This window comes from Castellaniella sp. (assembly GCF_049673105.1).
Lineage (GTDB): Bacteria > Pseudomonadota > Gammaproteobacteria > Burkholderiales > Burkholderiaceae_B > Castellaniella.
In genome coordinates this window covers 1-20,208 of the sequence record NZ_JBATXG010000018.1, presented here as the reverse complement: position 1 = coordinate 20,208, position 20,208 = coordinate 1, and the positions used below count along the sequence as shown (strand labels likewise).

The 20,208-nt window shown below is 61.7% G+C and carries 20 protein-coding genes; 8 read left to right on the top strand and 12 right to left on the bottom strand.

Annotated features, from left to right (window positions below; genetic code table 11):
• The 4 genes from WBF69_RS06605 to WBF69_RS06590 all read right to left on the bottom strand — a co-directional run bounded on the left by WBF69_RS06605 (position 1) and on the right by WBF69_RS06590 (position 2,666).
• A complete protein-coding gene (locus WBF69_RS06605; RefSeq protein WP_424262454.1) occupies positions 1-264 on the bottom strand; it encodes a flagellar protein FliT in 264 nt (87 codons plus the stop codon).
• Between the two features lie 89 nt (positions 265-353).
• The gene (gene fliS, locus WBF69_RS06600; RefSeq protein WP_424262452.1) at positions 354-788 is read right to left on the bottom strand and encodes a flagellar export chaperone FliS; all 435 of its coding nucleotides are present in this window, start codon (positions 786-788) and stop codon (positions 354-356) included.
• 6 nt (positions 789-794) lie between these two features.
• Positions 795-2,165 (bottom strand): flagellar filament capping protein FliD, encoded by a 1,371-nt coding sequence (gene fliD, locus WBF69_RS06595; protein WP_424262450.1) that lies wholly within the window; start codon positions 2,163-2,165, stop codon positions 795-797.
• A gap of 93 nt (positions 2,166-2,258) precedes the next feature.
• A complete protein-coding gene (locus WBF69_RS06590; RefSeq protein WP_424262448.1) occupies positions 2,259-2,666 on the bottom strand; it encodes a flagellar protein FlaG in 408 nt (135 codons plus the stop codon).
• Between the two features lie 251 nt (positions 2,667-2,917).
• Here WBF69_RS06590 and WBF69_RS06585 point away from each other — a divergent pair, with 251 nt between their 5' ends.
• From WBF69_RS06585 to trmD, 7 genes are all read left to right on the top strand, one after another.
• On the top strand, positions 2,918-3,670 hold the full coding sequence (locus tag WBF69_RS06585; RefSeq protein ID WP_424262446.1) for an RNA polymerase sigma factor FliA: 753 nt from the start codon (positions 2,918-2,920) through the stop codon (positions 3,668-3,670).
• Between the two features lie 105 nt (positions 3,671-3,775).
• Positions 3,776-4,204 carry a hemerythrin domain-containing protein gene (locus WBF69_RS06580; RefSeq protein ID WP_424262444.1) on the top strand — a complete coding sequence of 143 codons (429 nt, stop codon included), beginning with the start codon at positions 3,776-3,778 and terminating at the stop codon, positions 4,202-4,204.
• Positions 4,205-4,377: 173 nt separating this feature from the next.
• Entirely contained in the window at positions 4,378-7,002 is a 2,625-nt protein-coding gene (alaS, locus tag WBF69_RS06575; protein ID WP_424262442.1) for an alanine--tRNA ligase, read from the top strand.
• Positions 6,999-7,247 carry a sulfurtransferase TusA family protein gene (locus tag WBF69_RS06570; protein WP_424262440.1) on the top strand — a complete coding sequence of 83 codons (249 nt, stop codon included), beginning with the start codon at positions 6,999-7,001 and terminating at the stop codon, positions 7,245-7,247. The genes alaS and WBF69_RS06570 overlap by 4 nt, the downstream gene beginning before the upstream one ends.
• 184 nt (positions 7,248-7,431) lie before the next feature.
• Positions 7,432-7,692, top strand: a complete 261-nt coding sequence (gene rpsP / locus WBF69_RS06565; protein WP_424262438.1) for a 30S ribosomal protein S16 — start codon at positions 7,432-7,434, stop codon at positions 7,690-7,692.
• Between the two features lie 20 nt (positions 7,693-7,712).
• Positions 7,713-8,336: a ribosome maturation factor RimM gene (gene rimM / locus WBF69_RS06560; RefSeq protein ID WP_424262436.1), complete on the top strand. Its 624-nt coding sequence runs from the start codon at positions 7,713-7,715 to the stop codon at positions 8,334-8,336.
• Between the two features lie 69 nt (positions 8,337-8,405).
• On the top strand, positions 8,406-9,197 hold the full coding sequence (gene trmD / locus WBF69_RS06555; RefSeq protein WP_424262434.1) for a tRNA (guanosine(37)-N1)-methyltransferase TrmD: 792 nt from the start codon (positions 8,406-8,408) through the stop codon (positions 9,195-9,197).
• Between the two features lie 54 nt (positions 9,198-9,251).
• On the opposite strand, the gene WBF69_RS06550 is transcribed toward trmD, so the two are convergent.
• The 4 genes from WBF69_RS06550 to WBF69_RS06535 all read right to left on the bottom strand — a co-directional run bounded on the left by WBF69_RS06550 (position 9,252) and on the right by WBF69_RS06535 (position 15,674).
• On the bottom strand, positions 9,252-10,205 hold the full coding sequence (locus WBF69_RS06550) for a PIG-L family deacetylase (protein ID WP_424262432.1): 954 nt from the start codon (positions 10,203-10,205) through the stop codon (positions 9,252-9,254).
• Between the two features lie 121 nt (positions 10,206-10,326).
• Positions 10,327-11,739, bottom strand: a complete 1,413-nt coding sequence (locus WBF69_RS06545; protein WP_424262430.1) for a methyl-accepting chemotaxis protein — start codon at positions 11,737-11,739, stop codon at positions 10,327-10,329.
• Between the two features lie 206 nt (positions 11,740-11,945).
• Complete coding sequence (locus tag WBF69_RS06540) at positions 11,946-14,006, bottom strand: methyl-accepting chemotaxis protein (RefSeq protein ID WP_424262428.1); 2,061 nt, start codon at positions 14,004-14,006, stop codon at positions 11,946-11,948.
• Positions 14,007-14,111: 105 nt separating this feature from the next.
• The gene (locus tag WBF69_RS06535) at positions 14,112-15,674 is read right to left on the bottom strand and encodes a methyl-accepting chemotaxis protein (protein WP_424262426.1); all 1,563 of its coding nucleotides are present in this window, start codon (positions 15,672-15,674) and stop codon (positions 14,112-14,114) included.
• A gap of 248 nt (positions 15,675-15,922) precedes the next feature.
• On the opposite strand from WBF69_RS06535, the gene WBF69_RS06530 reads away from it, so the two are divergent.
• Positions 15,923-16,354, top strand: coding sequence for a universal stress protein (locus WBF69_RS06530; protein ID WP_424262424.1), 432 nt, complete (start codon positions 15,923-15,925; stop codon positions 16,352-16,354).
• On the opposite strand, the gene WBF69_RS06525 is transcribed toward WBF69_RS06530, so the two are convergent.
• From WBF69_RS06525 to WBF69_RS06510, 4 genes are all read right to left on the bottom strand, one after another.
• Complete coding sequence (locus WBF69_RS06525; RefSeq protein ID WP_424262422.1) at positions 16,338-17,975, bottom strand: GMC family oxidoreductase; 1,638 nt, start codon at positions 17,973-17,975, stop codon at positions 16,338-16,340. The genes WBF69_RS06530 and WBF69_RS06525 overlap by 17 nt on opposite strands.
• A 39-nt stretch (positions 17,976-18,014) precedes the next feature.
• Positions 18,015-18,446: a hypothetical protein gene (locus WBF69_RS06520; RefSeq protein ID WP_424262420.1), complete on the bottom strand. Its 432-nt coding sequence runs from the start codon at positions 18,444-18,446 to the stop codon at positions 18,015-18,017.
• A gap of 131 nt (positions 18,447-18,577) precedes the next feature.
• Positions 18,578-18,805, bottom strand: a complete 228-nt coding sequence (locus tag WBF69_RS06515; protein WP_424262418.1) for a hypothetical protein — start codon at positions 18,803-18,805, stop codon at positions 18,578-18,580.
• A 36-nt stretch (positions 18,806-18,841) separates the two neighbouring features.
• Positions 18,842-19,963 carry a sensor domain-containing diguanylate cyclase gene (locus tag WBF69_RS06510; RefSeq protein WP_424262416.1) on the bottom strand — a complete coding sequence of 374 codons (1,122 nt, stop codon included), beginning with the start codon at positions 19,961-19,963 and terminating at the stop codon, positions 18,842-18,844.
• Between the last annotated feature and the right edge of the window lie 245 nt (positions 19,964-20,208).

The following is a 20,208-nucleotide window of genomic DNA, read 5'->3' as shown; positions in this document are numbered from 1 at the left end:
TTATTGGGGGCGTACAGTGCTGTAATACGCTTGCAGGACGGTGCGTTGGCGTCTGATGGTGCCCAGCAGATGGCTGAGGCGGTCCAGTTCCGGGGAAATCAGCTGACGGATCTGGGCGTCGTCATCCAGAATCCGGGCCAGCAGTTCCTGCCGGGCCGCTCTTTGGTCGTCGTCCAGAGGGTCAAGCTGCTTCAGTCGTTCGACTGCCTGGTGGTATTCCGAACCCAGAGCGACCAGGTTGTCCCATTGCTGCAGCTGGGCCATGGTTCGCATGCGCGAAGAGATATCTGCGATAGCCTGATAGTGCTGCAGGAGAGAGTCTTTGGGAGTGCTCAATTGCCGGGCCCTCGCATTCAGCCGTTGGACGACGGCGTCTTGAATTGCGGGTCGACCGCCGTGTACCAAGCATCCGCCAAGTCGCCGAGCTGTTTTTCGGTTGCCGCGAGCTTTTCCGCGTCGCTATGCAGATTGGCCAGCATCAGGTCGCGGATGATGAGCTCGTAGGATCCGATCAGCAGGCGGGCGACTTCGCCGCCCCGTTCGGTATCGACCCCGGCCTTCAGGCCGGAATCCACGATGTCGATGGCTTTGGAGATCGCCTTGCCGCGTTCCGCGATATTGTTGTTGTCCAGATGATGACGCGCCTGCGCCAGAGACGTCAGCGCACCCCGGAACAGCAGGGAAATCAGGCGTTCCGGGGAAGCGCTGAGAACCTCTGTTTCGAGCCCTATGGTGGCATAGGATCCGGTGGCCCTGGCGGACCGGGAGCGGGGCACGTAAGTCGTCATAAGGCCTTATTTCTTGGCGCCGTTCAGAGCGCTGAGTTGCTGCGACAGATAGCTGCTGAGCGAGTTCATCTGGCTGACCATGACATCCAGTTGAGTAAACTGGTTGCGGTAGGTGTCCATGCGCTCAGCAATGCGGTCGGAAGTCGCGTCGAACTGTTTTTTGATGTCGGCGACGGTTTTCGTCATGCCGGTTTCGGCAGAGCTGAGCGCGCCTTCGAATTTGGTGAAGCTCTCTGCCGTGTCGGTAACGCGCTTGCCTAAACCGGTGTCGCTGGTGAACAGGGATTTCACGGCTTCACCGTTGTCAGTCAGGGCCTTGCCTAGCTTTGCACTGTCGATCAGCAGTTCGCCTGTTTTTGGATCGGTGGTGATGCCGATTTGGGATAGGTTGATACCACCATCGCCCTTGCTGCCAGAGATCGCATCGCGCATGCGGTTCTGGACGGAGCGCGTGACCGAGTCACCCATGAGCGGTTGACCTTTTTGGCTCTCAGCATCATAGGCGGTGAGGCCTTTGATGGAGCCCAGCAGGTTGTTATAGGATTTGACGAAATCCTCAACAGCCTTTTTGGCGACCGATGTGTCTTGGGTGAGGCTGAGGCTGGTGGCAGATGCGGTGGTCTGATTGAGCGTCAACGTGACACCATCGATCACATTGCTGATGGTGTTGGACTGGCTGGTGATGGCGATGCCATTGATGCTGAACGAGGCGTTGGCGGCGGCGGAAACCGTGATGCCGGTATTTGTTCCTGTGCTGTCGTAGCCCAGAAAGGCTTGCAAGTCCGCATTGCCGTCGACCTGGATTTTCGAGACGGCGGCTTCGGTGCCGGTATCGCGATTGGTCAGCAGCAACTGGTACTGCGAACCGGACGTGCCGTTGTTCACAATCGTGGCATTGATGCCCAGATCGGGGTTGCTGTTGATGGCTTGTACCAAGCTATCGAGCGAGGTGCCCTTGCCCGTGAGATCCAGGGTTTTTTCTTCGCCGTTGACGGTGAAGGTGATCGTGCCGCCAGTGCCGATATCGGCGCCACGATCAGCGCGGCCACCATACACCAGCGTCTGCGCAGCAGCCAGCGAGTCGATCTGTACAGAATACTGGCCAGGGATGGCTTGGTTGGTCGTGGTGACGGAAATGGCATCCGAGCCGGTTTTGGCTGCGAGAGCGCCAAAGGAGTCAGTGTTGCCGGCGACTTCGGCGGTTTTCTGGAAGGCGGTAATGGCTTCTTTGAGTTTGCCGTAAGCTGTCAGCTTGGCTTCGGCGGCTGTATGCCGATCCTTGATGACGAGCAGAACCTGGTTTTCATTTTTTTCCAGATTCTGGAGCAGATCAGCCAGTGGTAAGCCGGAAATGCCGATGGAAGAGACGGTTGCCATGATGAGGACTCCTTTAAACCATTATGCACTGGTTTGACAATCGGTAAAACCAGCAGCAGGGGTCGTATTCAGTTTCAGTTCAGTATTTGGTGATCAGGCCTGGGTGTCCACGCCCGAGCCTTGCAGTTGCGTAATCATCTTGGCGATCCGCAGCATGGCTTCGGAGGGGATGGTCTTGATGACATCGCCAGTGGCGCTGTCCACGATGGAGATCACCAGTTTCTGGGTGTCTTTGTCCATGTCGAAGCGCACGCCGGTGGACCAGGCCTGGAGATTGCCGTTGACGGCTTCCAGCGCTTTTTCCAGAGAGGATTTAGGCTGTTCGGGGTAGTCTTTCAGCATGGAATGCTGCTGACCTGCCTGTTTGGACGTGCCGGACTGGGTTTTGTCGCCAGAGGCGACTTCAGTGACGGGTTCAGGCTTGCCGGCGGGTCGTTCGGAGACCACGGGGGTCAGACCCAGACTGGCAGAGGTCAATTGGTTGCCGATTGGGTGAATCATGTGCGTTCCTTTGCGGAAATCATCCTCGTGTTCCGAAAAACAACGACCGGGCATCGCCCAGCGTCGTTCGACTAGGTCTTCTCTGTCGGCATAACGGCAGGTAACGGGAAAAGTTTAGGAAAGGCGGGTTTTGGCGGGGCGTAGCAGGGTGGCTGGCGGAAATCCTGGGGGAAATACGGGATGATCCGCTCATTGTCCATCAGCCACTTAGTGCATACTTGCGTTTTATTATGTGGATTACGGATTGCGCGATGCCTCTGTCAGAGGACCAGTTGATTGCTCAATATGCGCCGCTCGTGCGTCGGCAGGCGCTTATTCTGATCGGTCGCCTGCCTGCCAGTGTCGAACTCGATGATCTGATGCAAGCCGGCATGATGGGCCTGCTGGATGCCGTGCGCCGCTATCAGCAGCAGGCGGATGCGCAATTTGAGACCTATGCCGTCACCCGGATCCGGGGCGCCATGCTGGATGAACTGCGCAGCCAGGATTGGCTGCCGCGCAGTGTGCGCAGCAAGGCTCGTACCATCGAAGAGGCCGTCCAAGCGCTGCACCATCGGCTGCTGCGCGCGCCCACTGAAGCAGAAATCGCCGATGAAATGGGCCTGGCGCTGACCGATTATCAGACTTTGCTGGAAGAAGCCCGAGGGGTGCAGGTGTTGATGGTCGAAGACCTGGTGCAGCATCGTGAAAATTCTGATGGTGTCGGGGTGCTGGATGCCATCACCGACCCGGTGAACGCCAGCCCGCTGGATTGGCTGCTGCGCGATGGGCTGCGCAATGCCCTGATTGAAGCGATCCGCAATCTGCCTGAGCGCGAGCAGCTGCTGCTGTCCCTGCAGTTCGAGCAGGATTTGAATCAGAAGGAAATCGCCGCTGTGCTGCAGGTGACGGAAGGGCGCGTCTCCCAGCTGCGATCCCAGGCGGTGGCGCGTATCCGGGCCTGGCTGTCCAGTCATTCCTGGGCGCCGGATGACGACGAAATAGATTTCGAGAATTTGTTGTAAGGCGCGGGCGCTCTGGTCGGTGGGTCGTTGTGCGGTGCAAAAGATTCATATAATATATATCTTATCCGGCTGAAACAGCCGTTTCACGAGAGAGGAAGGTCCGTCATGAATATTGATCGTTTCAAGCACCACCATGTAGAAATCCTGAGCGGTATTGCGACACTGCGTAAATTGTCCCATCAAGGCGTAGCTGATCATGCGGTCGATCTCGCGCACGAACTGAAGGCCCTGTCGCAGGTGGTGACGCAGCATCTGGCTATCGAGGACCGTATCTTGTATCCCTCGCTGGAACGCAGCGGGGATGAACGCATGGCTGCCATGAGCCGCATGTATCAGAACGACATGCAGGGTATTGCCAGCGCTTTCATCAATTTTGCCCGTCGCTGGAGCAACGCGACTTTGCTGATGAAAGACCCCGAGGGTTTTCGCGCCGAGGCCAACACCGTGTTGAAAAGCGTCCACACGCGGATGGTTCGTGAAAATCACGAGTTCTACCCCGCTATCGAGACCCTGGCAGAAAACGCCTACGCTTAGGGTGCCAGGGTCCGGCGGCGGGGTCATGCCCGCATCCAGTCCCTTTCCGGCCACTGCCCCGTCCTGCTGGATGGGGCTTTGTGCGTCAGGGCCGCGCGGCGGATACCGAGTGCGCAGCAGCCCTCGGAAAGCCATTTATAATCCCCGCTTGGTTTCCCCTTGCGGTCATACGAATGAAAACCTCCGAAATCCGTCAGAAATTCCTGTCCTTTTTTGAATCCAAAGGACACCAGATCGTGTCGTCTTCGCCCCTGGTGCCGGGCAACGACCCGACGCTGCTGTTCACCAACGCCGGCATGGTCCAGTTCAAGGACGTGTTCACCGGCAAGGACACCCGGCCCTATCACCGGGCGACGACTGCCCAGCGCTGCGTGCGGGCCGGGGGCAAGCACAATGACCTGGAAAACGTCGGCTACACCGCGCGCCACCACACTTTCTTTGAAATGCTGGGCAATTTCAGCTTTGGCGACTATTTCAAGCGCGATGCCATCATCTACGCCTGGACGCTGCTGACGGAAGTCTATGGCCTGCCCAGGGAAAAGCTGTGGGTCACGGTCTATCAGGACGACGACGAGGCCCATGACATCTGGGCGCAGCAGGTGGGCGTGCCGGTCGAGCGCATCATCCGCATCGGCGACAACAAGGGCGGTCGCTATGCGTCCGACAATTTCTGGCAGATGGCCGACACCGGCCCCTGCGGCCCCTGTTCCGAAATCTTCTATGACCACGGCCCCGAGATCTGGGGTGGTCCCCCGGGATCTCCCGAGGAAGACGGCGACCGCTACATCGAGATCTGGAACCTGGTGTTCATGCAGTTCGAGCGCGATGCTCAGGGCAATATGAACCCCTTGCCCAAGCCCTGCGTCGATACCGGCATGGGGCTGGAGCGCATCGCTGCCGTGCTGCAGCATGTGCATTCCAACTATGAAATCGATCTGTTCCAGCACCTGATTCGCGCGGCAGCGCGCGAAACCGGCACAACGGACCTGAGCGACAATTCCCTGAAGGTCATCGCCGACCATATTCGCGCCTGCAGCTTCCTGATCGTCGACGGCGTCATTCCCGGCAACGAGGGGCGTGGCTACGTGCTGCGTCGCATCATCCGGCGCGCCCTGCGTCATGGGCACAAGCTGGGGCAAAAGGGCGTGTTCTTTCACCGCCTGGTGGCGGATCTGGTTCAGCAGATGGGCGCGGCCTATCCCGAACTGGCTGCTCAGCAGGCGCGGGTCGAGCAAGTGCTGCGCCAGGAAGAAGAACGTTTCGGCGAAACCCTGGAAAACGGCATGCGGATCCTGGAATCCGCCCTGGCCGATCTGCCGGCGGGGCAGCCGCTGGATGGTCAGACGCTGTTCACCCTGTACGACACCTATGGCTTTCCGGTCGACCTGACCGCCGACATCTGCCGCGAACGCAAGATCCAGGTGGACCTGGACGGCTTCGAGGTCGCCATGGCGCATCAGCGCGAACAGGCGCGTGCGGCGGGCAAATTCAAGGCGGCGGCGGATCTCAGCTACGACGGCGTGGATACCCGCTTTGACGGCTACGAACACCTGGAAGGCCAGGGCGCGGTGACGGCACTGTATGTGGATGGCGTGTCGGTCCCGTCGATCGCTCAGGGACAAGAGGCCGTGATCGTGCTGGATGCCACCCCCTTCTATGCGGAATCCGGCGGCCAGGTGGGCGACACCGGGCAGATCAGCAGTGCGGCGGCCCGTTTCCAGGTCGCCGATACTCAGAAGATCCAGAGTGCGGTCTTCGGTCATCACGGCAGCCTGGTCGAAGGCGCGTTGTCGGTGGGCGATACGGTGCAGGCCCGGGTGGATGGCCAGCGCCGGGCGGACACCATGCGCAATCACTCGGCCACCCACCTGATGCACAAGGCCTTGCGCCAGGTGTTGGGCGAGCACGTGCAGCAGCGCGGTTCGCTGGTGGATCCGGACAAGACCCGGTTCGACTTCGCGCACGATGCGCCCGTGACCGCGGAACAGATCGCGCAGGTGGAATCCATCGTCAACAACGAAATTCTGCTCAATCAGGCGGTGCACACCCAGCATCTCAGTTATGACGAGGCGGTGGCGGGCGGCGCAATGGCCTTGTTCGGTGAAAAATACGGCGACGTGGTGCGTGTGCTGGATATCGGCTTTTCTCGTGAACTGTGCGGCGGCACCCACGTGGCCCGCACGGGTGATATCGGCCTGTTCAAGATCATTGCTGAAGGCGGTGTGGCGGCGGGCATTCGCCGGGTCGAGGCCATGACCGGGCACGGCGCCCTGGCCTGGGTCCGGCAAACTCAGGATGTGTTGGTTCACGCCGCCGCGTTGCTGAAAACCCAGCCGGTCGATGTGCCGGAACGCGTCCAGGCCCTGCAGCACCAGGCTCGCCAGATCGAACGCGAACTGGAACGCCTGCAGGACAAACTGGCTGCGGCTGCCGGGTCGGATCTGGCGGGGCAGGCCGTGGATGTGGCCGGCGTCAAACTGTTGGCCACGCGCCTGAATGGTGTGGATCCCAAAGCCTTGCGCGGCATGGTTGATCAACTGAAGTCCAAATTGTCGAATGCCGTGATCCTGCTGGCTGCCGTCACCGATGGCAAGATCAGCCTGGTGGCGGGTGTCAGCCCCGAACTGACCGCTCGCGTCAAGGCAGGAGATCTGGTCGGCGCGATTGCCGCCCAGGTGGGCGGCAAGGGCGGCGGACGCCCCGATATGGCCATGGGCGGCGGGTCCGATATCGCCGCGCTGGATGGCGCCGTGGCCGGGGCGGCTGATTGGCTGGCGGCTCGTCTGGGGGCCTCGTGACGGATGCAACCCTGCCGGCGGCGGACCGGGAAATCGATGCGCGGGGCCTGAACTGCCCCCTGCCGATCCTGCGCACCAAAAAGGCGTTGGCGCAGTTGAACAGCGGGCAGGTGCTGTCCGTCCTGACGACCGACCCGCATGCGGGGCGTGATTTTCAGGCGTTTTGCCAGCAGACCGGCAATGCCTTGCTGGCGCAGCAGGCGCGGGATGATGCTGTCATGGTCCATTACGTCCGCCGGCGTTAGCGCGGCGCCGTTGGCCCGCCGGGCCCAGGTTTGCCGGGCCGGACGTTCCGGTGGCCAAGCGCGGTTTTTGCATCTGTGTTGTTTTTCGTGGTCTGGCATCATTTATTCTGGGTATCCATTGCGGAACCTGGATGCCAGATGCTAGAATTTTGTGTTTTACACCGGTTTATCAAAGGATTATTCAATGGTTGTGATTCGTCTGGCCCGCGGCGGCTCGAAGAAGCGTCCCTTCTACAATGTCGTTGCTGCTGATTCGCGCAATCGCCGCGATGGCCGTTTCATCGAACGAGTGGGTTTCTACAATCCGCTCGGGGGCGAAGGTCAGGAAAATCTGCGCCTGTCCCTGGATCGTGTTCAGCACTGGGTTTCCAATGGCGCCCAGCTGTCCGGTACGGTCGATCGTCTGGTCAAGGAATACTCCGCCAAAGTCGCAGCCGCCGCCTGATCGCGGGCGCTTCGCTTGTGATGGTGGACACTCGCCCAGGTGATGCCGTTCCCGACGATCTGGTCGAAGTAGGCCGGGTAGCGGCGGCGCACGGGGTGCGTGGCTGGCTGAAAGTCCAGCCGTATTCCCCCCAGGCCGAAGCCCTGTCGAATGCGCCGGTATGGTGGTTGAAGGCGCCGGATTCCGTTCTGGAACCCGGCGCTTTGTCGCGTCTGCGGCATATGCAGGTGCAGGCCTGCCGTCGGCAGGCAGGGCAAGGGTTGCTGGCCCAACTGGCCGGCATCGATGATCGGGACACCGCTGAATCCCTGCGCGCCTATACCGTTTGGGTGCCGCGTGCGGCCTTTCCCGCAGCGGATGCTGATGAGTATTATTGGGTGGACCTGATCGGCTGCGACTTCTACGGGCAGTCCGAATCCGGCGCATCCGTGCTGTTGGGGCAGGTGGATCAGGTGCTGGATAATGGCGCCCATGCAGTGCTGCAGATAGCCTGCGGCGAACGCGATCCCGCGGGGATATTCCAGGCACGGCGGGATGCCAAAAACCGCCCGGTGCAGGTGTTGGTCCCCTTTGTGGCTGCGCATGTGCAGCAGGTGGATCTGCCCGGTCGCCGCATTGACAGCGACTGGCCCGCCGAGTTCTGACGCCGGGTCGTTTGAATACCAGGCGCGCTCCATGCGCCGTTCACCTCGCCGCATGCAAGCGGCTCGGCTATGCGTTTTGATCTGATTACCTTATTTCCCGAGATGTTTGCCGCTATCCGTGACCAAGGGGTCAGCGGACGGGCGCATCAGCGTGGCCTGTGGTCTTTGCATGCCTGGAATCCTCGTGATTTCACCCAGGACGTGCACCGCACGGTGGACGACCGACCCTTTGGCGGCGGACCAGGCATGGTCATGATGGCGGAACCGCTGGCGCAAGCCGTTCAGGCCGTGCGTCTATCCCGCCGGGAGGCGGGCGCCGATGAGGCGGATCAGCCGGCTCCTGTTGTGTTGCTGTCCCCTGCAGGGCGGACCCACCGCCAGGCCCAGGCCCGCCGCTGGGCGGCCAGCACCGGGGCGATCCTGGTGTGCGGGCGCTACGAAGGCATTGATCAGCGCTTTATCGACCGGTATGTCGACCTGGAGGTTTCTCTGGGGGATTTCGTCTTGTCCGGCGGAGAGCTGGGAGCCATGGTGTTGATCGACAGCATTGTGCGTTTGTTGCCCGGCGTACTGCATGATGCGGAATCGGCGGAACAGGACTCCTTCAACCCCGCGCTGACAGGGCTGTTGGACAGCCCTCATTACACGCGCCCTGAAACCTGGAACGGCACGTCGGCGCCCGATATCCTGTTGTCCGGCCACCATAGCCGGATTGCCGCCTGGCGGCGTCAGCAGTCCCTGACCTTGACCGCGACGCGGCGTCCCGATCTGATCGAACAGGCTCGCCGCAGCGGCGACCTGAGCGTCCAGGACGAGTCGATCTTGAAGGCTGTGCCGCCCTCGGCAGGCGAGGGTGAGTAGGCAGCAGCCGAGCGGCTCGGGCGCCCAGCCTGTCTGGGCGAGCGATTGCGGTCTTTAGTGACGCGCCTGCTGCACCGCGGTCAGCGGCTGACCGTCCGGCCCGATCCGGTATTGTCGCCAGACCCAGGCCGTTTCCGGGCCTTTGGGCCGCGAGCACGGCGCTTGTGGCCGGCAATAGTGCGGATCATTGGCCATATAGCGCAGGAACGTTGTCGTCTTCAGCGCGGTTTCTGTCGTGCTCAGATTGGCCGGCCTTTCCTGGCTGGGGTAGCCCAGATAGGCTTGGACCAGATAGGACCCGGACGCGATCTGCATGGCTTCGCGGACCAGTTTGGCGCCAGCGATGTGATCAGGATGATCATGCCCCGGACAGTGCCAGCATAGTTTGGTGTAGGGGATGGCGATGGACGAGTCCATCAGACGGATGGTGCTGGGTTGAACCGCCTGAATCAGGCGCGACAGCCAGCTCACCAAGCCATCGCGGGTATAGGTTTCGCGGTAAGGGGCATAAGACTGGGCATCGGTGAGCGGGATGGACTCCAGGCGGCTCAGGGGCGTGAGGCTGCCCCAGCCCGGACCTAGCCAGGGATCGGGAATGCGCAGCATGATCAGCTGCACCTGGGGCGCCGTCAGCAGGGTATGTCTGACAATGATGCGCCCGCCGACCGGCCAGCCGTCATCGCGCCAGCGATTGGCCGTCCTGGCCATGCGGGCGTAGGCCGCCATGATGCCGCGTTCCCTGGCTTGCAGATAAGGCTGACCCTCGCCGCGATCCCCTGCCGTCAGGTACACCACCCGCATGCATTGTCCTTGGCGGATGGCATTGTATTGGTCGGGGTTCATGAACAGCAGATCGTCGTCCGGATGCGCGACGAAGGCCAGCACCGTGCCGCGCCAACAACTCGGCAGGGGGACTGCATGATGTTCTGCAATCGGCGGTGTGGCGGGGGTGGATGCAGCCAGGGCGGCCTGGCCGACCAGCAGCCCGCAGCAGATGAGCAGCAGCATTCCCCATCCGCAGGGATCATTTTGTCGCATCCGGAAGGAAAATGACAGAGTCATAGCGCCGCTATTCTACGCTCACGGCGTTGGATACGGCACTGCTGCGTGCGCCTGTGTCGGGCGGATGCTACACCGTGATCAGGTCCACGGCATGATTCAGTTGCTGCGCGCCTTTTCCTAGATTCTGCACCAGTACCTCGGTGCCCTGGGCGCGTTGTAGCGTCGTATCGGCGATGCTCTGGACCTGCGCCATGGATCGTTCCAGTTCGGCGATCTGTCCCGCCTGAGCGCGGTTGGCTTGCAGAAATCGTGTCAGCGTCTGGGAGAGCGTCTGCACGCCAGCCGTCAGCCGGTCCATCTTGATGCCGCTGTGCTCGATCAGTGTAGTGCCCGCAGCGACTTGCTGAGCCGAGGCCTGGGTCAGTTCGCGGATCTGGCGAGAGGCGTCGGCACTGCGCTGCGCCAGAGTGCGGACTTCGCCGGCCACCACCGCGAAACCTCGACCGTGTTCACCGGCCCGCGCCGCCTCGACCGAGGCGTTCAGGGCCAGGATGTTGGTCTGAAAGGCAATGCCGTCGATCAGGGTCGTGATGTCGGAAATCCGCTGAGACAGTTCGCTCATTTCGCGCATGTTCTGCACGGACTGGCTCATGGCCTGGCTGCCTTCTTGCGCCAGTCCGGTGGTTTGCCGGGCATGCTGCTCGGCGGTCTGGGCCTGCTGCAGATCTTCGTTCAGCGAGTCGGACAGCGTCTGCAGCGCCAGGACGGACTGGCCGATGGCTTCGGCCTGGTGCCGTGCGCCGGAGCTGACGGTTTCATTGTCGTTGCGCAGGTGTTCCAGCACCTGATCGATCGTGACGGCATGCCCGTGCACCTGGGAGACGGCCCCGGCGATGGCCTGCAGCACCTGATGCAAGGTCGTCGCTGCCGGGCTGTCCGGGCGGGTGTCGCTGACATCCAGGTGGATGCGGCCATCGCGGGTGATGTTGCTGACCAGTTGCGTCAGTTCGATAGCCTGTCGGGCGTCGCGCTGCATCCAGTGGGCGATGTAGCAGAGAAAGATCGATTCGACGACGACGTAGGCGGCATGCGCGATCACCCGGCCCAGGCTGGGATCGGCGAAGCAGTAGGTGGGATAACCCATTTCCTGCAGCGTATTGAAGCTGAGATGGTGCAGGGCGACGACCGCGGCGGCGATCAGGATCACGGTCCAGTCGCGGTAACACAGCAGCACGGCCAGCAGGACGAAAATACCGAAATGCAGTTCAATCGTCCCCATGGCCTGGTGGATATGCAGAGCGCAGAACAGCATAAACACCACGGCGACCGTGATGCGGGTGATGCGCTGCCCAGGCAGACAGAGGATCAGGGCTGTGGGAATAGCGGCCAGCGGCAGGCCGATTCCCAGCGCAAGCCCCCACGTGTCATGCCAGTTGGCCAGGCCCAATGCGGTTGCGAACAGCACCCAGATCAGGGGCAGCATGATGCGGTCGGCATGGCGCGTGCTGGTGTTGGAAGTGCGGGTCGAGGTCTGGTGCATGGCGGGGCTAGAGTCGAGAAATGGCGGCGGAATCCTGGTATATGAAAAGTCCGTCCGGCCCCAGGTTGGCCGGACGGACTCTTTTCAAACTATTGTTTGATTTATTACCAGTGTACTAAATTAAGGGTAAACCCGTAAACTCAGTAGGGGCTATCGCTAGCCAAGATGGCAAATACACAACAGATGCGGGCATCTTGTTGGCTTGGTCATGCCGGCTTGGCCTGAAAGCCCAGGGCTGGCGCCGCTCGCCCCGACGTTGGCTGCTGGGCCGGGTTGTGGTCGGTATCCAGCTGGAAGACGGCGACGATCTTGGCGAGTGTGTCTGCCTGATCTTTCAGGCTGCTGGCGGCTGCGACGGATTCTTCCACCAGACTGGCGTTTTGCTGCGTGACGTCGTCCATCTGCGTGATGGCAATGTTGATTTCCTCGATGCCGGTCGCTTGTTCACGACTGGCTTCGCTGATTTCACCCATGATGTCGGTCACGCGTTGGACGCCCTCGACAATTTCCTGCATGGTGGCGCCCGCCAGGGCTGCCTGCTCGTTGCCTCGCGCGGTGGCCTGGACGGATGTATCAATCAGATTTTTGATTTCCTTGGCGGCGCCGGCGCTGCGCTGCGCCAGGGCGCGGACCTCGGAGGCTACCACGGCAAAGCCGCGGCCCTGTTCGCCCGCCCGTGCGGCTTCCACCGCCGCATTCAGGGCCAGGATATTGGTCTGGAAGGCAATGGAATCGATCACGCTGATGATGTCGACCACCTGGGTGGATCGCTGATTGATGTCCTGCATGGTGTCCACCAGCTGTGCGACCAGCGCGCCGCCGTTACCGGCCGTATGGGCAGCCGAGGCGGCCAGCGTGTTGGCTTGCTGGGCATTGTCCGCATTTTGGCGGACGGTGGCGGTGATCTGCTCCGTGGTGGCGGCGGTTTCCGTCAGCGAGCTGGCCTGCTGCTCGGTCCGGGAAGACAGGTCCAGGTTGCCGGCGGAAATCTGGGCGGATGCGGTGGCAATGGCGTTGGCGCCGCTACGCACATTGCCGACGATGGCAGCCAGTTGGGTGCGCATGTCGTGCATGGCGAACAGCAGGCTGGACTGATCATTGGCGCGCAACCGGATCGGCACCGCCAGATCGCCCGAGGCGATGCGCTGCAGGATGGATGTGGCGTAATCGGGCTCGCCTCCCAGCTGATTCAGCAGTGCCCGGGTGATGCGCCAATTGATCCAGGCGGCGATCAGGCACAGCAGCAGGATGCCGCCGCCCAGCAGATAGCGGGTATGGACCAGACGCTCGGCGCGGGCGGTCAGCAGCTGGTCGAGTTGAACCAGGGCGACTTCGTTCAGTTGAAATTGCGCGTCCACCGCAGCGGTAAACGTCGAAAAGTAGTCAGCCGCCGGATAGTCCAGCGTCTGGGCCTTGATCAGGCGGTCCTGGGCCAGCGCTATGGCCTTTCCTGTGGTATCCAGGGCGGTCTTTCCGGCGGCGTCCAGCGCGTCTCTGAGGCGTGGGTTCAGGCGGGCCGCGTTATCCAGCGCGATGTTCAGACTGTCGTAGTGCTCCTGGGCGCGGTCCAGCAGGACGCGGATGCCGATGCGCTCTTCGGCGTTGGCAGTGCGTCGGGTCAGCAGGCTTGCGCCCAGCGCGCGCGACTGGCCTAAGAGTTCGGTCAGGATGGGCGTTTGTTCTAGTGCGGCGTCGATCAGGTAGTAGCCTTCGGCGTCGGGGTCGAAGCGCAGTCCATAGTGCTGCAGCAGCAAGGATTCCAGGCGCAGCAGCTGGGTATTCAGGTGCGTGTGGGTGGCAAAGCTGTCACTGGCGGACAGTTTGCCCTGGGTGAGGCCGGCCTTCAGGCGTTCCCAGGTGTTCTGGGTATCCTGCCATAGGGTCGCCACGGTGGGGTCCTGGGTGCTGCTGTGTTGCAGCGCCTGATCCAGGGCGACCAGGGCCTGATCGGCTTCTTCCTGCTTTGCCCTGCGCTTTGTCTGCGATGCCGTGTCGCCGTTCAGAACCAGTGCGGACAGGCCCCGGTGTTGCTGGGTCAGTCGCAGGGTTTGCAGGTTCTGGCGCAAAGGAACCAGGCCATCGGTTTCGAGTTCTGTGGCTTGGATGATCCTGCCCGATTCGTACAGGTACAACATCAGCGGCAGGGATACGAGCACGACCCCAAGGACAGCGAGGATAGAGAATTTCTGCCAGAGACGCAGCCGGTTCAGATAGGCGTCGATCAGGCTGATCTTGGGGGCGTGAGGCAATGCGGGGGACGTCATCATTCCGGTTCCGAGAGATTGATGGCAAAGACGGTAGGCCCGCCTCGGTGTTCGGGGCGGGCCTACCGATATCGTACGGGAATCAGAGCAGCACAGGCTTGCTTTAGATCAAGTCGAGAGAGCGAGGACGGTATTATCCAGTTTGAAGGTCGAGACCTGGCGGGCCAGCGTATCGGCCTGGTCGCGCAGGCTGGTCGCGGCGGCGGCGGATTCTTCGACCAGGCTGGCGTTTTGGCGGGTGACGTCGTCCATTTGCGTGATGGCGGAATTGATTTCCTCGATGCCGCTGGTCTGTTCCCGGTTGGCGGCGCTGATCTCGTTCATGATGTCGGTGACGCGGACGATGGCGCTGATGATGTCCTGCATGGACGCCCCGGCGTTATGGGCCTGCTGATTGCCAATGGTGATGGCGGCAACCGAAGCGTCGATCAGGGCCTTGATTTCTCGTGCGGCGGATGCCGATCGCTGCGCCAGCGCCCGGACTTCCGCTGCCACGACGGCGAATCCGCGACCTTGTTCCCCGGCGCGGGCGGCTTCCACCGCTGCGTTCAGGGCCAGGATGTTGGTCTGAAAGGCGATGGAGTCGATCACGCCGATGATGTCCGCGACCTGCTGGGACTGGGTGTGGATGGCACCCATGGTGTTGACCAGTTCGGCGACCAAAGCGCCGCCGTTGTTGGCGGTCTGCGTGGCGGATGCGGCCAGGTGGTTGGCCTGCTGGGTGTTGTCGGCATTCTGGCGCACGGTGGCGGTGATCTGTTCCATGGTGGCGGCGGTTTCGGTCAGGGAGCTGGCCTGTTCTTCGGTGCGCGACGCCAGGTCCAGGTTGCCGCTGGTGATCTGGGCGGCGGCCGTGGCGATGGAGGTGGCGCCATGGCGCAATTCGCTGACCGTATGTTTCAGGCCTTGCGACATTTGTTCCAGGGCCTGTTCCAGCGCGGTGATTTCGTCCTTGCCCTGAGGCAGGATCTGCTGGCTGAGGTCGCGGTCGGCAACGGATCGGGCCAGGGCGACAGTGGCCCGCAGCGGTCGGGTGATGGACCGTGTGACCTGCCAGGCGAACAGCAGTCCCAGCAGCAGGGCCAGCGACGTCGCGAGCGCCACCAGCAGCATGCCGGTGCGGTTGTTGTCGTGCAGGTCCTGAGTGTTGCGGTCGATCAGGTCCTTTTGGTAGGTCAGCAGATCGCCGACGCTGCCAACGTAGGCACTGAGGTAGCCGGCCATGTCCCGATCATAGAACTGCTTGGCGGCGGCCAGATTGCCTGATTCCTGGCTCTTGATGGCGGCGGCTCGCGCGCCGGTGTATTCAGACCGTTTCTGCTGCACGACATCGAATAGCTTGCGCGCTTCCGGATCCTGGATGCTGGCGTCGACCTGCTTTTGCAGTTCTGAAATGCGCGCGCTGGTGGCCGTCATGTCTTTCTTGATCTGGTCGCTGAGTTCAGTGTTGTCGGTCTTGGCTACCGTCGTGGTGCGCAGCGCGTTCATGGCGGTGTTCTTTTCCCATTCGGCGATCAGTCGCTCGGATTTCAGCAGCGAATCGGTGATGTCTGTCGTGAGGACGCTGCTGCCTTGCATGCGCCAGATGCTGATGGAGGCGGTGACGAGCAACAGCAGGATGATCAGGCTGAAGCCAAGCGTCAGACGGGTAGCGATAGTCAGCGTGCGCATGGAAGACCTTTGATGTCGAAGAGTGCAGCGGAGGGTTCTGCTGACATTCTGTCTTAAAAGATAACCTTCGCCAATACACATGCGGGAAAGTAGGGTAAATATTGATCCGGGGCGCGGCGGCTGTGATTTCATCGCCTCATGATTTTCATCAAGAGGACGCGCGCCAGTGCGGCGGCATCACTGCCGGCGCGCCGCTTTCAACGCTATGATGGCGCATCGTGCAAGCAGTCTTTCCCCAGGAGATCTCTGTGAATATCAACGCCATTCTCGTGCCGGTCGACGGCTCCGCCCCTTCGCTGCGCGCGGTCGAGTTCGCCATTCAGGCGGTGCGCGGGCGCGACGACATCGTTCTGCATGTCCTGGCGGTCCAGGCGCCGATCATCTCGGGTAACGTCAAGCGATTCATTTCCGCCGACGTCATCGACGACTATTATCAGGACGAAGGCCGTCAGGCGCTGCAGGCCGCCACGGCCCTGCTGGATGCGGCAGGCGTGACCTACCAGGCGCACGTGCAGGTGGGCCCGATTGCGGAAACCATCCATCGTTTCGCCGGCGAGCAGGGCTGCGGCCTGATCGCCATGGGCACGCGGGGCCTGGGTTCCGTCGCCGGGCTGCTGATGGGATCGATCGCCACCAAGGTCCTGAGCCTGGTCGACGTCCCGGTCACTTTGGTGAAATAAGCCCTGTCCGGAATTGCCGTTCGACGGCATCCGCCGCTCGTAGGCTCAGGGCGGCAATGGTCAGGGTGGGGTTGGCGGTTCCTCCGGTGGGAAACACGCTGGACCCCAGGATGAACAGATTCTGGTGATCGTGGCTGCGCAGTTGCGCATCCACCACCGAATCGCGGGGGTCTGCGCCCATGCGACACGTGCCCATGATGTGTCCTGCACCGAAGAAATCCGCCGCGTGCTGGATGGCGCTGGCCTGCAATCGCCCAAAGATTTCAGCATGGTCCTTTCTGGCTTGTTGCATGCCTTGCTGGACGTAATCGTCGATGCGGTAGTGGATGCGCGGCAGGGGAATCCCATAGTGATCCTTCTTGGCGGGATCCAGCGTCACCCGGTTGTCGGCTTCGGGCAGTTGCTCGGTCAGGGCGGTCAGGCGCAGGTGGCGGGATGTCTCGTGGGCCAGGGCCTGATCCAGATCAACCGCCGGCAGGCCACGACTAGCCAGTTGAGCCGCTAATGTGAGGGGCGCCCCCGTCGGCCAGTTCCAGCCGTCATTGCCGATTTCGATACGATAGGCGCTGCGGCTGTCGCGAAAGCCGCCATCGCGCAGGTTTTCGATGCCCGACGTGGATAAGGGGCCTCGGTAGGGATAGACCGGATCCTGGCTGAGCGCCCACGAAAGCTGCACAGGGTGATCCATCAGGTTTCTGCCCACCTGGTCTGAACGGTTGGCCAGTCCGCTGGGCCAGGCCTCGGTGCGTGAGGCCAGCAGCAAGCGTGGCGTTTCAATCGCATGGCAGGCCAGAATGAATATCGTCGCCTGGATCTGTCCTTCGGACTGGTCCCATCGGCGGAATCGGGCCGAACGGATCCGACCCTGCTCATCAGGGGTCAGTTGCACCACTGTGCTTTGGTCCAGCAGCGTGGCCCCGGCGGCCTGAGCCTGTTTGAGATGAACGGTGGCGTCGTATTTGGCTTGCACCGGACAGACCGGGATGCAACTGGAGCTGCCGCAACACGGCGGTCTTTGGTCATGCACGACCGAATTGCGCGCCTGCGGGGTGGCCTGAACCTGGAATCGCGTGTCCCGCAGTGCCTGCGTCAGGGTGCGATCCAGATAGGTTTGCGGGATGGGGGGGAGCAGAAACGGCCCGCTGCGCGGCGAGCCCAGATCATGATCCGGGTCCCCGGAAACCCCCAGCGCATGCTCGGCCTGTAGGTAGTAAGGTTCCAGGTCGGCATAGCTGATGGGCCAGTCCACGCCTCGGCCATGCAGGGTCTGCATCTGGAAGTCGGAAGGCAGCAGGCGCAGACAGGTGCCCAGCCAGTGCCAAGTGGTGCCTCCGACTACTTTCAGGTAGGTGCTCTTGAAGAAATCCGGGCCTTTCTGTTGGTACCAGTCGCCCAGGCGGTCCGTGGTGGGGTGCACGGCCTCAGGCTGGATGGGGTAGGCGCATTCAGGGACCTTGATGGCGGCGTTCCAGAAATTTTGCACTGCCTGGGCGCGGTCCACGGGCTTGCCCGCCTCGAGAATGATGACTTTCAGGCCTGCCTTGGCCAGGCGAGCGGCTGTCAGGGCGCCGGCGACGCCGGAACCGACAACGACGACGTCGGCTTGCAAGGATTGGGTCATGAGATTCCTGTGGGTGTGTGGCAGAGTGGGGCGGCGGGTTCAAGCGGGGTGCGCAGGCGGCGGGTCCGACCAGTAGCCGGTGGGGCCCCCGCAACTGCCCGGTGCGTGCAGAAAGGGGGCGCTGCCCCAGGTCAGGGCTTGCGTGAATCCTACGACGATGGCGCCTGCCCCGGTATCCATCAGGCCGGAGAGCCAGATTGAGCGCAATTCGCTGGCCAGCGGGGCGTCGGCCTGAGCATCCTGCTGCAGCGCCGGCAGTCGGGAAGATTTCCCCTGGGCCTGGAGCGCCTGCAAAATGCGTTGCGCCATGCCGCGGTCCAGTGTCGCGGCGGGGCGATTACACAGTGTGGCGCTGAGCTGAATGAAGGCGTCGAGCGAGACAGGGGGGCTCTGCGCCCAGCCCGGCGCAGGCAGACCGAGGGCCAGAGTGGAAACGGCGCCCAGCATCAGGGAACGGCGTTGAGTGTCCATGCAAGTCTCCTGGGCGGGGCGGTGAGCGATTCCAGCCGGGGCTGATGCCTAAAGACGCCGACCGCATACTGTAATTATTAGCAGAGTCTAGCAGATCGGTTTTCCCGCAACATGCTGGTCGACAAGCCGTCCTAACGGCGCTTGAGCCAGCCTGCCAATCCGCCCAGGACCAGAATGGCGCCTACCACGATGCCGGCAATCCCCAGCCATTGGGGGATGGCCTTGTCGTGTGTAGCTTTCAAGGCGGTCGACCCGATTTTCACGATGGTTTCGGTGTCCTGGTAGCTGCCATTTCCCGCCACTATCCAAATTCCTGCGGCAAGCAGCACGAGTCCGACGATAATCAGGATCTGGCGCATGTTTGGCTCTCCAAATGTTGGCACGATGGAACCGGCTCATGCCGAGGCGGTGTTCTTTGCAATGGCTTGACGCCGACTGAGCTTTGCCTGGTACATCGCCCGGTCGGCTTGTTCCAGGGCGGTGACCGCATCCAATGTATGCGGCAGGACTGCGATCCCCCCTGCGCTGGCGCCCATGTAGTGGAGGGTCGTGCCCAGACAGTGGAATTCGCCCACTGTCGCGTGAGAGACGCGGTCGACGAAATGCTTGATGGCGGAATTCTGATCGACATCGGCAGAAGGCCCCGGCCCGATAATGGCGAATTCGTCTCCGCCGTATCGAGTGACGATGTCCTGTGATCGCATCGCCTGACGCAGCTGCGCAGCCATGCTGGCAAGAAACTGATCACCAACGGCATGTCCGTGCTGGTCGTTGATCGCTTTGAATCCGTCCAGATCCAGAAAGCAGACCAGAACCGATGTGTTCTGCCGGTTGGCCTGGTCCAACAGGCGCTGCAGCAGTTCCAGCAGCAGACGACGATTGGGAAGCTGCGTGAGTGCATCGGTGGTTGCCAGGTTAGAGAGCTGTGCGTTGGCGCTGAGCAGCTTTTCCACGAGAACTTCGCGTTCTACCTGATTACCGATCAGCTTGGCAAACAAGGACAACAGGCGTTCTGCCTGATCGCTGATCTTGTGGTTGCTCGCACTGGCCGCACACAAGGTGCCGAACAGCACGCCTTGCCCGGCGTAGATCGGTGCGCTGACATAGGTTTTGATGCCCAGTGCGCCAGCAGCCTCCGAGTCACCCCAGCAAGTTTCCACGTCGCCGGTATAGGGTCGGTGTTCGTCCAATGCGCGCTTGCAGAGCGTGTCGTTCCAGTCGACGGTGAAATTTTCTGGAATCTGCATGGCCTTTGTGTTGCGAGCGTACAGGATGCGCTGAAGACCTGCATTCAGGTCGATCGTCGTCAAATACGTGGATTCGAGGCCTGTCATTTCCCCCAGCATTTCCAGAAAAGGGCGGACCAGCGTCTCCAGGCTGCGCGCCTCGGTCACGGTTTCTGCAATGCGATCGAGCAGGTTCGCTTCCAGTGAAGTGCTTGGTCTGTGATGGGCGTGTGGAGCGTCGTTCACGACAAGGTCCTCATGATGTTCCGTGCGATGCAATGCACTTTGCATGGTACAGAGGTCTTGCAGGCATCGTCTACCTTGGACGGGGCACAGACTGTGACGGTGCGTGTTAGGCACACGCGCCAGCGTGCGAGAATTTTCAGCGTGAGCGACAGATTCGGCACCTGGGCTCTACATCATTAACGGGGGACACCGGCATTCATTAGACTTGTTTTTGCGAAGAACACGTTTAATGGAGCAATGCCGATGTCCCCAATCGATTCTATCCTAGGGATCCACGGCCTGGTGGTCCA

Bases quoted from the DNA above. Each gene is read 5' to 3' on its own strand.
- WBF69_RS06605 (WP_424262454.1), bottom strand. From the start codon at position 264: ATGGCCCAGCTGCAGCAATGGGACAACCTGGTCGCTCTGGGTTCGGAA.
- fliS (WP_424262452.1), bottom strand. From the start codon at position 788: ATGACGACTTACGTGCCCCGCTCCCGGTCCGCCAGGGCCACCGGATCC.
- fliD (WP_424262450.1), bottom strand. From the start codon at position 2,165: ATGGCAACCGTCTCTTCCATCGGCATTTCCGGCTTACCACTGGCTGAT.
- WBF69_RS06590 (WP_424262448.1), bottom strand. From the start codon at position 2,666: ATGATTCACCCAATCGGCAACCAATTGACCTCTGCCAGTCTGGGTCTG.
- WBF69_RS06585 (WP_424262446.1), top strand. From the start codon at position 2,918: ATGCCTCTGTCAGAGGACCAGTTGATTGCTCAATATGCGCCGCTCGTG.
- WBF69_RS06580 (WP_424262444.1), top strand. From the start codon at position 3,776: ATGAATATTGATCGTTTCAAGCACCACCATGTAGAAATCCTGAGCGGT.
- alaS (WP_424262442.1), top strand. From the start codon at position 4,378: ATGAAAACCTCCGAAATCCGTCAGAAATTCCTGTCCTTTTTTGAATCC.
- rpsP (WP_424262438.1), top strand. From the start codon at position 7,432: ATGGTTGTGATTCGTCTGGCCCGCGGCGGCTCGAAGAAGCGTCCCTTC.
- rimM (WP_424262436.1), top strand. From the start codon at position 7,713: ATGGTGGACACTCGCCCAGGTGATGCCGTTCCCGACGATCTGGTCGAA.
- trmD (WP_424262434.1), top strand. From the start codon at position 8,406: ATGCGTTTTGATCTGATTACCTTATTTCCCGAGATGTTTGCCGCTATC.
- WBF69_RS06550 (WP_424262432.1), bottom strand. From the start codon at position 10,205: ATGCTGCTGCTCATCTGCTGCGGGCTGCTGGTCGGCCAGGCCGCCCTG.
- WBF69_RS06545 (WP_424262430.1), bottom strand. From the start codon at position 11,739: ATGCACCAGACCTCGACCCGCACTTCCAACACCAGCACGCGCCATGCC.
- WBF69_RS06540 (WP_424262428.1), bottom strand. From the start codon at position 14,006: ATGATGACGTCCCCCGCATTGCCTCACGCCCCCAAGATCAGCCTGATC.
- WBF69_RS06535 (WP_424262426.1), bottom strand. From the start codon at position 15,674: ATGCGCACGCTGACTATCGCTACCCGTCTGACGCTTGGCTTCAGCCTG.
- WBF69_RS06525 (WP_424262422.1), bottom strand. From the start codon at position 17,975: ATGACCCAATCCTTGCAAGCCGACGTCGTCGTTGTCGGTTCCGGCGTC.
- WBF69_RS06520 (WP_424262420.1), bottom strand. From the start codon at position 18,446: ATGGACACTCAACGCCGTTCCCTGATGCTGGGCGCCGTTTCCACTCTG.
- WBF69_RS06515 (WP_424262418.1), bottom strand. From the start codon at position 18,805: ATGCGCCAGATCCTGATTATCGTCGGACTCGTGCTGCTTGCCGCAGGA.
- WBF69_RS06510 (WP_424262416.1), bottom strand. From the start codon at position 19,963: ATGCAAAGTGCATTGCATCGCACGGAACATCATGAGGACCTTGTCGTG.